This window comes from Paenibacillus sp. VMFN-D1 (genome assembly GCF_003386155.1).
GTDB lineage: Bacteria > Bacillota > Bacilli > Paenibacillales > Paenibacillaceae > Paenibacillus_AQ > Paenibacillus_AQ favisporus.
Window position 1 is genome coordinate 2019128 of record NZ_QRDU01000001.1, and the last position, 13847, is coordinate 2032974.

Genomic DNA, 13847 nt, shown 5'->3' on the forward strand with positions numbered 1-13847 from the left:
TGTAGCGTGCATGCCTGCAAAAAACATCAAATCGTTCTATTGACACGCTGCTGTTAATCCTGCCAGGTAACGAAAAAAGAACCGCACCATATGCGGTTCTTCAGGAGATTTATACGTATACTTTGATATCGTTTCAACAAGATCGCAGGCTCAGTTTCTACCGTAATACAGCTTGCGGTTCGTGACGTCCACAAGGTACAAAATATCAATACCGTTATCATTTCGCTCAACACTTAGACGCTCTATCGGCTTGCCTGGTGCGATGGACGTTTGACTCCAGCCGCCGCCTGACGGGACGGCCATAAATGCGCGGTCCGTACCGCTGCTCTTGGCGTAGTACACCCGCGGCACCGAGCCTGCCCATGTAATATCAATGGCTGCCTTGGTCTCGGAAGCGTTATACACGGTTTGCAGGTTCCAGCCGTCGACTCCATAGGATGCATACTTCACGGAAAAGGTCGTGCTGCCTTCCTCCCGGTAGCGGTAGGCAACGACAGGATTGCCGGACGAATCCACGGCCAGTTTGGCGCTCTGCACACCGGGGCCACCGGGGTCACTTCCCGTCTGAACATACGCTTCGGTCGGCGCGAGCGGCTGGATGATATCCGCGGTTCCCGGCGTCAGCGGCAGGGAAACGGCGCTGCCGTCGGCCTTGTAGAAGCTGCCTGTCGATGGGCTGTATTTGACGTAAGACAATTCATGCCGCAGCGGACTGGCCGCAAACGCGGACCACTCGAACAAAATGTGAAGGTCGCCGTTCGCATCAAACACAAGATCATCAGGGTAGAACGATTTGTTCAAGGACGAGCCGATCACGGCCACCTTGGACCATGTGGAAGCCGCGTTATCCCACCGGAACAGCTGCCCTGACCGGTAGCCGGCGGCGTCTTCGCCGGACCGGATCAACAGGTATACGTCTCCGTTCGGTGCCGTGGTCAAGACGGGATAGGTGCCTTGAAACGTGGAAAGCGTTGGCATATCGGCGGAATGGTTTTGCGGCGCTCCCCCTACCGTGTCGGACCGGAAATAATGCCATGCTTCGTGGTGCATCGAAGCGAACACATGAAACCTGCCGTTTCCGTCCCGCGCGATCGAGGGCTGATTATGTCCCAAATCATCGCTGTATTCCGCAACCGAGCTGCCGTTCATGACAGGAATATTGGACCATACTCCGTTCCCGTCCCGCCTGGCGATATATACTTTATGCGTTGACTCGGCGCTTCCGGGAGCGTTATACGCCATGTAGGCGTACTCCAATCCCGTTCCATACGTTTCGAGGGGCGTCCACCAACCCGCTTGGTTGCTTGAATCCATGGCATATGGCACCTCGGTCAACGCCGCGGCAGCGCTGCCCATCCCGGACGGCAGGAGCGTCGCCAGCATCAACGCCGCCGCTCCAATTTTCCACGGTCTTCCTTTTTTCATATCATCGGCCTCCTTTAGGTAAAGTAACCCCTTCATATACCTGAAGCATGAGACTCTATCCTGCCCACCATGTGAAGCGCTTTCAAGTTATTAGAACACTCATGCGCACGGTTATCGTAGCACGAGGTCCGACCCCCGTGTCATACACAAATTGATGCATCCCATAGAACAAAATCACGTCTTTTCATTCAGCTGAAAAAAGATATAGAACGAATTAGCCCCTAGCGCGGACATCCCATTAAATCGGTCCAGCCGCTCGCATGGACTAAACTTAGCGAGATATATGATGCGAGAATAATTCTGCCCTGCCAGGCCACACGATACGTTTATTGCCGACGTAAAAAAAACGTCTATCGACGTACTTTCAAAGAAGACAGACCGCGTTTAAAGGTAATTTTTCTTGCAATATCAGGAAGCCATCGCCCTGGAGTTTATACTTTCTGATATTATAAAAAAACGACGCCGGATGCGGCGTCGCTACTGTATATTTAAAGCACTTCATTCTCATCTCTGCCAGAATTTAAGAATTCTGAACCAGGCTGTATCTAGCGGATAACACTTGTTCCTCATAGCGTTTCACTTCATGCAGCCACTGCTCACGCACAGGCACGCCCTGCGAAGCGCAGTAGTAATCCCACACGGACCCGAAAGGGTAGGATTTGAACTCTTCGGTCAAAGCCAGCCGTGAGGTGAAATCGCCTGCAAGCTCGATCCTTTTCAACTCATCCACCGGTTCCAACATGGCCCGGAGGAGCGCTTTGATCGTATTGCGGGTGCCGATGACCCACGCTGCAATATGATTGATGCTGCCGTCAAAGAAATCCAGGCCGATGCTCGTTCTCGGCAGCAAATCACCCCGGACAAGCTCGCGGGCAATTTCGAGCAGCTCGTCATCCATCGTTACGACATGGTCACTGTCCCAACGCACGGGACGGCTGACATGCAGCAGCAAATGTTCACTAAACATCAGGATGGACGTCAGCTTGTTGCTGATCACTTCGGTCGGATGGAAATGCCCGGCATCGAGGCAGACCGCTTTCCCCCGTGACAGCGCGTAACCCATATAAAACTCGTGCGAACCCACAACATAGCTTTCGGAACCCAAACCAAACAACTTGCTCTCCACCGCGTCGATGTTATACGACGGATCGATCTCTTCACTGAAAATCTCGTCAAGCGAATCGCGCAGCCGCTGGCGCGGCGACAGGCGGTCGACCGGCGTATCCTTGTACCCGTCAGGAACCCAACTGTTCGTCACGCAGGGCTGACCCAGCTCGCGGCCGAAATGCTCGGCAATCCTGCGGGATGCCTTGCCGTGGCGGATCCAGAACTGGCGGATTTCCTCATCCGCATGGCTGAGCGTAAAACCGTCGGCCGCTTTCGGATGGGAGAAATACGTAGGATTGAAATCCAGACCGAGCTCCTGATCTTTGGCCCAATCGACCCAACGCTGAAAATGGCGGGGCTCGAGCTCGTCAAGGTCTACCTTCTCTTCGGTGTCCGCATATATCGCATGGAGATTCACTTTATGCTTGCCGGGGATCAAGGACAAGGCTTTCTCCAGATCGTCTCTCAGCTGATCCGGCGTGGCCGCGCGTCCCGGATAACTGCCGGTTACCGCAATTCCTCCGCTAAGCTCCGCGTCTCTGAACAGAAAACCTCGCACATCGTCCCCCTGCCAGCAGTGGAGCGAAATTTTAATTTGCGCCAGCTTTTCCAGCGCCAGGTCGACGTCGATCCCATGCTGGGAATACAGCGTTTTGGCATCCTCATAGCTCTTCCGGATTTGTTGATCCATGTTACTTGCCTCCCGAAAATTGGATTTGGTAAATGATCATTTCTTTACGACCCTATTCCAGCGTTCCTTCACGCCGGCTGCGAGGGGGCCCGGTTTATAGCGGGTCACTTCAAAAGATTCGGCAACGGTTCTTCTGGCTTCGTGAATATCCCTGAACACTCCGGCATGGATCATTTGGACCATCAGGTTGCCGAGCGCCGTGGATTCGACGGGGCCAGCGCAAACCTCCCGGCCGGTGGCGTCCGCCGTCAGCTGGCAGAGCAGCTCGTTTTTCGCTCCGCCGCCCACAATGTGCAGGATTTCGACGGGTTCTCCGGTCAGCGCTTCCAGCTCATCCAAGTACGTGCCGTAGCTTAAAGCCAAGCTGTCGAAGATGCAGCGTGCCACCTGGGCCACCGACTCCGGAACCTTCTGCCCGGTGTCCCTGCAAAAGCTGCGGATCTCTTCCGCCATGTCCGGCGGATTTAGGAACCGGTCGTCGTTGCAGTCGATCAGGCTGCGGTAAGGCTCGCTCTGCTCCGCCATTTGAACCAGCTCAGCAAAGCTATACCGGTCTCCGCTCTGCCGGCGGACCTCCTGGATTAACCAGAGGCCTGTAATATTTTTCAAAAAACGATATGTTCCGTAAGCGCCCCATTCGTTGGTATAGTTCGCTGCCATCGTTTCCTTCGTGTTCAGGGGCTGCATCCGCTCCACGCCCAGTAGGGACCAAGTGCCGCTGCTCAAGTAGGCCCAGGAACTCCCCTCACGGGCGGGCACACCAAGCACCGCGGAAGCGGTATCATGGGTTGCCGCAACGACGAGGCTGCATAACGGCAAATCGTACTGTTGCTGAAGTGCCGGGTCCAGCCCTCCAAGGGGGGTTCCCGGCTCGGTCAGCGCAGCAAACTGTTCCCGCCGCATCCCGAGTATGGACAGCAGCTCTTCATCATAATCCCGGCTCTGCAAGTTCAGCAGCTGGGTGGTGGACGCGTTGGTCACTTCGTTGATCCGTCTGCCTGACAGACGGTAATACAAATAATCCGGTACGAGCAGAACCTGGCCCGCCCGTGTCCGTTCTTCCGGATCATGTGCAAACAGCTGGTAAATCGTGTTGAATGTCAGCTGCTGGATGCCTGTCTTCTCATACAGGGCTTCGCGGGATATCAGCTTTTCCAGCTCCGCCGGGGCCGAATCCGTCCGCCGGTCACGGTACGCATAGACTTCCCTAAGCCTCCTGCCTTCCGGGTCGACCAGTGCATAATCCACCGCCCAGGTATCGATCCCCAAAGTACAGGACTCGACGCCGGCCTTCCTGGCTGCCTGCAGCCCTGCAACGATTTGTTCCAGCAAATGCTCGATATCCCAATACAGGGAGCCGTCCAGCTCACGGAAGCCGTTGTCGAACCGGTGGATTTCCTCCAGCACCAACTTGGAATGCTTCAGCCTTCCGAGAACAAGGCGCCCGCTTGACGCCCCGATGTCAACGGCGATATGAGTATCCATACCTCCATCCCCTTTCTGAACCAAGTTCGTTCTCCTTTATGGAAACGCTTTCGAATCACCCTGCCATATCAGGAATAGATTCTGCCGCAAGCCTTTCGGCTGCTTCCATATACCTTGTCGCGCAACTTTTCCCAGCGTTCCATGACCAGATCTTGTTCTATCCTCCTATTTATCATAAAATGATTAACACCCCGGGTAATTTAGGTGAAAGCGACATTTTACCCGGTAATTCCGACATAGCGAGGAAATTAATCATGCCTAAGCGTACGGTAAGGCTGCTGAGCGGAAGGGAGTATTTCAACAATTGGGATGACTTCTCGATTTTTGTAAACCGCAACGCCGAGTCCTATGAGTTAACCGAACATCACCATGATTTTCTGGAAATGAGTTATGTCACTGAAGGAACCGGGTATCACCATACAGGTGACGAGGTCATGCCCGTATCTGCGGGGGACCTGTTTGTCATTCCGATCGGCGCTTCGCATGTGTTCCGCCCGGGGTCAACGGCCAAGGACCGTCAGCTGATCGTGTATAACTGCCTGACTTCGATGGAGAATGCCACCAAAATTTTGGAAATGGTGCCTGGAGGCGATGAGCTTGGAAGGCTTCTGGCTTTTAAAGAAATCATGCACTACCGCGACCGTGACGGCGAAGCCAAAGGCTGGTTTGAACGGCTCTATCGCGAGTATTCGGTGGAGCGTACCGGAAGGGAAACCGCCTTGTACGCAGGCATGCTTCAGCTGATGATCTGCATCATCCGGATTCACGAAGCCGCAGTGAAAGGGGCACCGCCGGCCGCCGTAGGTATGGACCATGTGCTGTCCATGCTTCATGGCCATTACAGCCGTCCGTTTACCGTAGAAGAGCTAGCCGGTGAGCTCGGGATTGGGGAGCGGCAGTTTCAGAGGCTGTTCGTCAAACATACCGGACTCCCACCCATCAAGTATCTGCAGCGGATCCGTATTCAGGAGGCTTGCCGCCTGCTTCGGTCAAGTCACCGCCGGATTCACGATATCTCTGGCGCCGTGGGGTATACGGACATCGCGTTTTTCAACTCGCTCTTCAAGAAGATTACCGGCATGACGCCAAGGGAATACCGGCAGTCACACGCGTCCATAAAGAGGTCGGCCGCCGGAACGGAAGATTAGTGAGACATTGTAAATATTCATATACACTATGCATATACACAAATAAAGCCAGTCCCCAAGGGGCTGGCTTCCTTCATTCAATATTGTTCAGGACGTTTCCGCGGCAATCCGCACCGTGTCTCTTCCGGCCCGCTTGGCCTCATACAGCGCCCGGTCGGCCATCTTCAGCAGCCGCCGCAGCTCGGCATCCGGCCATTCGCCTCCTCCTATAGGGAGCACTCCTGCGGATGTGGCTTCCATTCCTGCTGTAAGACCTCCATCACGGACCCAGGCTGACGATGGGCCGGTATCGCCTACCTCCCCGCTCGCCGCTGCTTCCGTCCTCGCAAGGGCCGCCGCAGGAAAGCCGGCGGCGCCAAAGCTTGCCGTCATCGACAGTGGGCCGCCCGCTGTCTCAAGCGGCTGCAAGGCAAGGCTGGCGCGTATGCGCTCCGCTGCTCCGGCAGCCTCTACCGGGCTGAGCCCCGGAAGGGCGACCACAAATTCCTCGCCCCCGTACCTGCCAAACACGTCCTCGGGGCGCAGCTGTTCACGGCATACCGCGACGATGTGCATCAGGGTGTCATCGCCCGTATCATGCCCGAACTCATCGTTGATCCGTTTGAAGTGATCGATGTCGAACAGCAGCAGCGACATCGGCTCCTCCCGTTTCAGGCAGTCGTACAGCATGCCGCTGGCCAGCTTCATAAAATGGGCACGGTTGTAAATCCGCGTCAACCCGTCATAGTAAGCTAGCTGCCGAAGCTCCTCCTGAAGACGCGCTTTCTCGGTGACATCGATCAGCACGATCAGCCGTCCGGCCGGCTGCCCGCCCTGATTGCGGATGACAGACGTCCGGATTTGATAGTTGAAGTCCCTCTCTCCAATATGCCAGCTCAATTCCTGGATATCCGCTCCTGAACCGATATCCGTATCCGGATCGTAATGAAGCAGCGGTCCCCCGGCGTGTTTTTCCCACAGCCCTTCCAGCGGCTCCCCGATGGACGAGATACCGAGCTCTGGAATCATGGCGCCGGCGGCAGGGTTGTAATCGACCAGCCGGTTGTCCCTGTCGAGTACCAACACCCCGTCGCGCATACTGGCAAACAGCTTGTCCCGGGCAATCGGAGCGACGTGAAACAATCCTTTGGACACAAGCGCCCATAAGTAAAGCGCTGAAGTCACCGTCATGATCACCGGGATCGGATCCATCCCTTCGGGGGTTATGCCGCCCAGGTAAAGAAAGTCTCCGGCAAGCGGCAGCACCAGGCCGATCAGCATCGTGCCGAGCTGAAAGCGGTAAGAAGGCATTCTCCGCCAATGCCTCAGCAGAAGCACGACACCGCCGATCATGCAGCCGAACGTGTAGGCGCCTTGAATAATATACCAGGGACCTCCCACCACGTCCGCCTTAAGGCTTGACCCGCCTGCCCGCAGGACAATGTCGCGGTAATAGAGGTGATGCCAATCGTTCGTCATAACCAGCAGCAGTGTGACCGTGGGAATGATGAACATGGCTATCTTGAGACGCCTTCCCAAATAACGCTCCATACCGAGATAGGACATGATGATGAGCAGATTCAGCGGCGGCAGGAACGGCATGCCCAAGTATTCGAACTTGATCCAGAACTTGATTTCTTCAAGCGAGCCGCTGGCAAGTTCAAGCGCGGACCCGAACGTATAAATGGCTGCCAAAAGGCTGAACGCGAAAAAGGTTCTTACCATGGTGAGCTTGGACCTTCCCGACAAGGCATATAATCCCATCAGAAGATTTAACACACCGGCGGAAACGATCAGAGTCAGGACAGCGGAGTAAGGTGTTCCCATAAGGTTGCAGGCTCCAAATCATGTGTGGTTAGCCGGAGCCGTCGCGGTCCGGTCATTCTTATCCCGATGTTACCACAGGAAATAAGGGCAAGGATACAGAAAAATAATCATCCCGCCATCCAAGATGGCGGGATGATGACGGGATTGAATCCCCAGATGCCTTTCATTCAAGACGGCCCGATATAAATGCCGGTCCAAATCATTTAAAATACAAAGCCAAATGTTCGGCAGCCTTCACGATCCCCTGCCGCTCCGCCTCGATCGATCCCCAGAACCGATGATCTTCGAGCTCGATACTCACTGCTCCCTGATACCCAAGCCGGTCAAGCCTTACGGCAACCTTGCTCCATTCCACTTCGCCATGTCCAGGGATCGTGTAGCGCCATGACCCTTCGGAGAAGCCATACTTCTCCCCAAAGGTTGCGGGGATGACGCCGCACTCGTACAGCTCATCGTGCAAAATTTCCGTATCCTTGCCGTGGCAGTGAACGACACGGTCCCCGAATTCGCTCAAAGCGCGGAGATAATCAATGCCCAGCCGGACCAGGTGGGAAGGATCATAGTTGAGCCCGAAATGCCGCGAAGGGATCGCTTCGAACATCGCTCTCCACATTTCGGGCGTGCATCCCAGCGTCGGATAATACGGCGCCGGGCCGGGCCAGCCCTCGATTGCCATATAAACACCTTTCTCCTCGGCATGGCGGACCAGTTCCGGAAACGTATCCTTCCAGATAGCGAAGCCCTCCCTGCGTGGGAGCGTATGGTCTTCCGGGACGAGACACATAAACATGACACTGCCACCGAGTTCCGATATTCCGTCCATTTGCTGTTTTACTGAGGTCACAGCCGCCTCTCTTACAGAGTCGTCGCGGCTGAGAAGCTTTGCCGTCTGCTGGGCATCGACCGATCCGATCCCGATGCCGGCCTCCTCGCACGCCTGCTTTACTTCTGGAGTCAGCTGCGGGACATCCAGAATATCAAGCCCGGCTTCCGCCGCCCACAGAGCCGTTTGCCGGATTCCTTCCGCACCAATTTTAGGCGGAATTCGCATTCCGATGGGATTGCTCATTAGACGTTTTCCTCCTCTGTCATTGCGGCTGCCTGCGGGACATAGCCTGCCGCCTGGTAGATCATCTCGGATAACTTAACAACTTTCAGAGCGAATTCTCCAGGCACCAATACTTCATGCCGTCCCAAGATCGCGTCGATGAAGCTTTTGTCCTGATTCGTCGTCTGCTCCGGCAGATCAGGGACGATCGGTTCCTGCTTCAGCCGCCGCAGCGTGATTTTTCCGTTGTCATAGAAGATACCGCCGTCCTCGCCGCAGAACACGAAGGTTTCATGCCAGCAAGGTGCATAGCCGACCAGATTCAATCCAGCCACTGCACCTTCCGCAAACCGGATCGAGGTGAAGGTATCGATCTCGACCGGCGCGCCATGCATATGCAGCTGCGGTTTGACGTCAACCGGCGTCAGCCCGGTGGTCCAGAGCAGCACATCGATAATGTGGCTGCCGGAATCCATCAGGAAGCCGCCCCCGGAGAGCGCCGGGTCTTGCCGCCAGGAACCGGGCGTCCCCTGTCTCCATTCCTGATACAGCGAAGCGGTAACCGAGGTGACCTTGCCGATGACGCCGCTCGCAATGGCATCCCTTATGTACAGGAACTCGGGTTGAAAGTGGCGCTGATACGATACCTGCAAAATTTTCCCCGCTTGCTCGGCGGTATGAATCAGCAGCTCGGCCTCTGCCGAAGAGCAGGTCATCGGCTTCTCGATCAGAACATGCAGACCACTGCTGAGCACATCCTGCGCCTGCTGGAAATGCTGGGTGTGCGGTGAACAGATCACCACCGCGTCCAGCTCTGCCTGTGCCAGCATGTCCTCGTAATTCGAATACTGGCGGGCTTCACGAAGCTCGAATTTTTCCACAAATGCATTCCGATTCTTGTCACTGGTGTCCGTCAAAGCTGTAATTTGAACCTCCGGTAGTTCCAGCAGTTGTCTGGCATGCCAAGCGGCGATGCCTCCCGTGCCGATGATGCCTACGCGAACTTTGCTCATGTACACAGCCTCCTCAATAAAATACGGTACAGTAAGGATACTTCCATACGGCTTGCCGGCTTCATCTCAGCAGTATTTTATGTCATCCCCATTATAGAAATGAAAGCGCATCCGAACAATGCAATATAACGACAACTTGACGGCCGTCCTGTCATGATTTCACAGAAAAGCGGCACTTTTGAAACTCAAGCTATTACTTCTGTCAGCCGCTTATTTTCTAAACGCTCGATGATAAGCGGATATAATAGCTCCGATATGGAAAAAGCTGATATATACTCATTACAAGGACAAAGGAAGCTGGCCCATGGATATGCATGCGATTAACAGCTGGCTCAGGCAGCTCGCCCACAATTACTTTTTGATCGTCATCGCCGCGGTCGTCTTTTTTCTGTTCAAAGCGGTTCTCGGTTATTTCACCTACCGCCATTACGATAAGAAGCTGGAAGCATTAAATCGTAAGCTGGACAGGTTAACGGATGAGCTCGGCAAAATCAAACGCGATTGACGGCAAAGCACCGCCAGCCTCTAAACGAGAGCTGACGGTGTTGAACGGCTCATTCGAAGTTAGCGGTTTATGGATACAGGCCAATCTCGGCGATTTGAAGCTCTGCACCTCCATTGTTCGCCGTCACGTTGAGACGGTAATACGAATAAGCGGTCGTGTTGCTAAAGGTATACGTTTTCGTCAGAAAACGGCTTGCAAAAGTTTGGCCTGTACGGGTATCCAGCGTCGTCCAGCTCGTGCCGTTATTCGATCCCTGAAGCGACCAATTCTTCGGATCTCTGGCTGGAAAATCATTAGCTGACGTTACCGAGTAGGAAGTGGCGATATGGGATGCTCCGCCACCGAATTGATACTGGATCCAGCCCGCATTCGTGAAAATAAGCCATTTCGTTGAGCTGCTCCCGTCAAACGCCTTCTCCTTCTCTTCGCCGGATGGGCTTCCCATTGCGCTGGCGGATACCGTGCCGCCCGTCGTCAACGACCCGTTAGCGGGCGTGCCCAGCGCACTGTTGATTGCCGCCGCGTAGTCCGCCGCCGACCCTCCGCCCGGATTGTTCAAAATGGCGTCATAATACCAGATAAAACCTCCCTGGATGCCCGCCGACGACTTCCACGCGCTCATCCGGCTGTTGACTTGAGCCGGGGTGTTGCCGCCGCTGGACGTTTTGCTGTCCAATCCCGGCATCACCGTCATCCCGAGTTGGCTGCTCCAGGCTGCCGGATCATTCCCCGCTCCTCCGTCGTATACCTGCAAATACACACGATCCACGCTGGATCCCAGTTGGGATTTGACGCTCTGCCAATAGCTGACGTTGGTATAAGGACACAGCGTGATCTTCAAGCCCATCCCGGACAGCATCTTGCCAAAGGCGACCGCCGAATTAACGTCGTATAAGTCCTCGTTGTCAAAGCTCACCGCATCGACCCCAAGCGCCGACTTGAGCGCAGCAAAGTTTTTGTACAAAATGCTTCCGGTTCCCGTCCCTTGAGAGGCGACGAGATTTTTGATGTTCTGGAAATCGCTCACGCCCCATGAACCAACGCTGATCTCAAGGCGCTTCACCGAGGTGGGCGCCTGCTTGAGCGAAGCCAGCTCGGCAGGCCATGACGCTTTGCCGATATAGGTGCCGTTAGAAACCACCGGCTGATCGTTATACACCAGATCCCCGTTGCTGTTGACATGGATAGTCCACAGCATGACCGTCGTGAAACCGGAAGCTTTCAGCGTGTTCATCGTGTCGGTTCCCCCTGCATAGAACGGACCACCGCCGTAAATCACGGATTCGGGTACCGTCTCTGCCGATGCGCTCCAGGGCAGCAGTCCAAGGAGCAGAAGGCAGCTCATGAGCGTTTTGAATGCTTTTCCTTTCAAACCAGTTCACCTCTCTACACAAAATGGATGGTTTCGGCTAATATACAGCAGATGTAACGTGGTGCCATCTAACGATATGTGTCATATTCGGCGTTCAGAATCAGATCTTGCATGACGGCTTGCGGTCATGCCAACAATCCGACGTTCGCCCGGAACCTCGGATTGTGGATGTACCGTTTATTTTATTTTGTTGATATGCAGCATGTATTCACCGCGCTGGAGCGGATTCAGCTGCCTCCGTTGATTGACGGGGATCGGTGATGCAGCGGCGATGTATCCGCCCGGCTTTACTGACATCACGCCTTCTCCCCCAGTGAGCCCGTGCAGCTCGGTTTTTAAGATGTCGGCATTTCGCACCGGAATCGTTCCCGTGACATAAACGCTGCCGTGATCGAACTTCGGTTCTTCAAACGTCCCGTCCAGCGCCGTGATCCGAAACAGCACTTTGCTGATGCTCGATTCGGGAAGGCTGATCTGCAGTTCGCTGACCGGTTCGTACACCTGGGTCCCCGCTCTTTCCAGCGCTTTCATCAGAACAAGCGGTGTCAGCAGCCGGAAATCCTTTGCCGTGGATACGGGACTGCTGTAACCGCTGTGTGTCAGGGTAACCGTGATATCAGTAACGCCCCACCCGTACAGCCCTTCCTGGAGGACCTCCGTTACGGTTTCCCGGATCGCCTTTTGAAACGACAGCGGAAGCGATCCCAGTTCAACCTCCAGGCGGTATACCAGACCGGAATCTACAGGACCCGGCTCGACGCGGATGCCGACCGTCGCCCAGAACGGGTTGTCCGGCTCGCCCATGCTTTCCGCCGCCTCCCCGGAAGATACCGGCTTTTCGATGCAGATCACTTGCGGTGCCGAGAAAGCAGCCTCAATCGCATACCTCTCCCTCAGCGTTTCGAGCAGCACTTCCTGCTGCACCTTACCGAAGACATGGATGATATTTTCGTGGGTATGAGAGTCGTATACATACTGCAGAAACGGGTCTTCCACGGTCAGTTCGCTCAGCGCCTGATGAAGCGGGTGACCGTCTTCCGGCCGGACCGCAGATACCTTCACTTGAATCGGAGGCTTCTGAAAACGGAATACCTTCATGCTCTCCGATACGCAGCCGATCACATCCCCTACCTTCACCTGCTCGCTGCCAAAAATCGCGATATCCCCGGCATCGACGTGCTGAACCGGTTTCCTTCCGCCATCCTTCAGCCCGTACAGCTGCTTGATTTTAATCCGTTCCGACAGGCCATCCTGCGCGATGACCGTCACATCAGCCCGGGTCTGCAGCTGTCCGGCAAACAATCGGACAAAAACGAGCCGTTCCCCGCCCGCCTGGACAACCACTTTGAAGACTAATCCTGACAGCGGCAGAGCGGACAGCGCCTGCGATGCTTGAACAGGTAAATAACGGGCCAGCCCGGAGAGCAGCTCCCGAACCCCCAAGCCTCTCACCGCAGATCCCGCAAACAGTGGAAACGCAAGTCCCTGCCGGCATTGTCTGCCCAGCTCCTGCCTTAGCCGGTCTTCGGTTATAACCTCATTATTTGCGAAATCCTCCATCAGTGCTTCGCTGCCCAAAGCCAGCACTTCGATCCAGCCGGAACCTCCGGGATCCGCCGGAACCACTTGAACAGACTCTGTTCCCTCTTGCAGGGCAACTGACACCTCACATATGCGTTCATCCAGCAGCTTGCGGATTAAGTCCCGTACCCGAATGAAATCCGCACCCAGCCGATCCATTTTATTGATAAAAAAAATGACCGGGATTCCGTGCTCCTTGAGTGTCTGCATCAGCACCCGCGTCTGTGCCTGCACTCCCTCAACCGCGGATACGACCAGAATCACGCCGTCCAGAACGCCAAGGGAATGTTCGACTTCGGAGATGAAGTCCGCATGCCCCGGCGTATCGATAACATTCACCTTCAGATCGCCCAGCATAAACGACACGGCTGCCGCTTTGATGGTGATCCCCCTTCTCCGTTCCATGTCCAAAGAGTCGGTGATCGTACTGCCTTGGTCGACCGATCCCGCTTCCTCGATTACCCCTGCCTGATACAGAATTTGCTCCGTCAAAGTCGTTTTGCCGGCGTCAACATGGGCCAAAACTCCAATATTTATCGTATCGTTCATATCGCTCTAACCTCACAGGTTTCATTAGATTGGATCCTTTCGGTTTCGTGTCGATATAGCGTTGCCGCATGCGTACCGCCTCCTGTATCATTTGTAAACTTATTGTATCCCTCTTCC

At 55.0% G+C, this 13847-nt stretch carries 10 protein-coding genes; 2 read left to right on the top strand and 8 right to left on the bottom strand.

Annotation, left to right across the window (positions count from 1 at the left end; genetic code table 11):
• Window positions 1-150: 150 nt before the first annotated feature.
• From C7820_RS09340 to rhaB, 3 genes are all read right to left on the bottom strand, one after another.
• A complete protein-coding gene (locus tag C7820_RS09340) occupies window positions 151-1425 on the bottom strand; it encodes a BNR-4 repeat-containing protein (RefSeq protein ID WP_220376644.1) in 1275 nt (424 codons plus the stop codon).
• A 520-nt stretch (window positions 1426-1945) separates the two neighbouring features.
• The gene (gene rhaA / locus C7820_RS09345; RefSeq protein WP_116230722.1) at window positions 1946-3223 is read right to left on the bottom strand and encodes an L-rhamnose isomerase; all 1278 of its coding nucleotides are present in this window, start codon (window positions 3221-3223) and stop codon (window positions 1946-1948) included.
• A gap of 36 nt (window positions 3224-3259) precedes the next feature.
• Window positions 3260-4708, bottom strand: a complete 1449-nt coding sequence (rhaB, locus tag C7820_RS09350) for a rhamnulokinase (RefSeq protein ID WP_116231697.1) — start codon at window positions 4706-4708, stop codon at window positions 3260-3262.
• A gap of 254 nt (window positions 4709-4962) precedes the next feature.
• Between rhaB and C7820_RS09355 the strand changes: the two genes are divergently transcribed.
• Complete coding sequence (locus tag C7820_RS09355; RefSeq protein ID WP_181908982.1) at window positions 4963-5856, top strand: AraC family transcriptional regulator; 894 nt, start codon at window positions 4963-4965, stop codon at window positions 5854-5856.
• Window positions 5857-5943: 87 nt separating this feature from the next.
• Here C7820_RS09355 and C7820_RS09360 read toward each other — a convergent pair whose 3' ends face one another.
• From C7820_RS09360 to C7820_RS09370, 3 genes are all read right to left on the bottom strand, one after another.
• Complete coding sequence (locus C7820_RS09360) at window positions 5944-7662, bottom strand: histidine kinase N-terminal 7TM domain-containing diguanylate cyclase (RefSeq protein ID WP_116230724.1); 1719 nt, start codon at window positions 7660-7662, stop codon at window positions 5944-5946.
• Window positions 7663-7861: 199 nt separating this feature from the next.
• Window positions 7862-8731, bottom strand: coding sequence for a sugar phosphate isomerase/epimerase family protein (locus C7820_RS09365; protein ID WP_116230725.1), 870 nt, complete (start codon window positions 8729-8731; stop codon window positions 7862-7864).
• Window positions 8731-9723: a Gfo/Idh/MocA family protein gene (locus tag C7820_RS09370; RefSeq protein ID WP_105443175.1), complete on the bottom strand. Its 993-nt coding sequence runs from the start codon at window positions 9721-9723 to the stop codon at window positions 8731-8733. Before C7820_RS09370 ends, C7820_RS09365 begins: the two co-directional genes overlap by 1 nt.
• 304 nt (window positions 9724-10027) lie before the next feature.
• On the opposite strand from C7820_RS09370, the gene C7820_RS09375 reads away from it, so the two are divergent.
• A complete protein-coding gene (locus C7820_RS09375) occupies window positions 10028-10228 on the top strand; it encodes a hypothetical protein (protein ID WP_258875176.1) in 201 nt (66 codons plus the stop codon).
• Window positions 10229-10295: 67 nt separating this feature from the next.
• On the opposite strand, the gene C7820_RS09380 is transcribed toward C7820_RS09375, so the two are convergent.
• Complete coding sequence (locus C7820_RS09380; RefSeq protein WP_258875177.1) at window positions 10296-11600, bottom strand: discoidin domain-containing protein; 1305 nt, start codon at window positions 11598-11600, stop codon at window positions 10296-10298.
• Between the two features lie 177 nt (window positions 11601-11777).
• Window positions 11778-13730, bottom strand: a complete 1953-nt coding sequence (locus C7820_RS09385) for an elongation factor G (RefSeq protein ID WP_116230726.1) — start codon at window positions 13728-13730, stop codon at window positions 11778-11780.
• Window positions 13731-13847: the final 117 nt, after the last annotated feature.